This window comes from Clostridium sp. ATCC 25772, assembly GCF_001573875.1.
Lineage (GTDB): Bacteria > Bacillota > Clostridia > Clostridiales > Clostridiaceae > Clostridium_J > Clostridium_J senegalense.
Genome location: NZ_LFRG01000154.1, coordinates 1 through 670, shown reverse-complemented (window position 1 = coordinate 670; position 670 = coordinate 1). Strand labels below are relative to the sequence as shown.

Sequence of the window (670 nt, the reverse complement as noted above, 5' to 3'; positions counted from 1 at the left end):
CCAACCGGTTTTTCATCAGTTCCGCCTCCTGGACCTGCTATTCCAGTTGTAGATACCCCAATATTAGCACCTAAAGACTTAGCAACTCCCATAGCCATCTCAATAGCTGTTTCTTCACTTACTGCTCCAAATTTATCTAAAGTATCTTTTTTAACCCCTAGCCTTTTCATTTTAGCTTCATTGGAATAAGTAACACATCCTTCTAAGAAACTTTGAGAAATTCCAGGATAGTTTATTAGTTTTGATGAAACCATTCCTCCTGTACATGATTCACTTACAGCTATAGTCATATTCTTCTCAACCAATAATTTTGCTACTTCTTCCTCTAAAGTAGTATCATCATAACCATATATGTAATTTCCTACCCTATTATTGATTTCATCTTCTACATTTTTTATTAGTTCATTTGCTTTTTCAGTATTTTCAGCTTTTGCAGTTATTCTAATAGTTACTTCACCCTCTTTAGCATAAGGTGCAATAGTAGGATTTTTTTGATTATTTATCATATCTATTAACTTGTCTTCTAATGAAGATTCACCTATTCCAAAGAATCTTAATGTTTTTGATACAAGTTTATAATCAGTTAAACATAATAAGTGCTTCTTTAACTCATTATTAAACATAGGTATCATTTCTTTTGGCGGTCCTGGTAATAGTATTATCATTTTAT

The 670-nt window shown here is 31.6% G+C and carries 1 protein-coding gene; it reads right to left on the bottom strand.

Going from position 1 to position 670, the window contains the following annotated elements; genetic code table 11:
* On the bottom strand, positions 1–670 hold a 670-nt coding region (locus tag AZI32_RS17280; protein WP_157450977.1), incomplete at both ends, for a nicotinamide-nucleotide amidohydrolase family protein.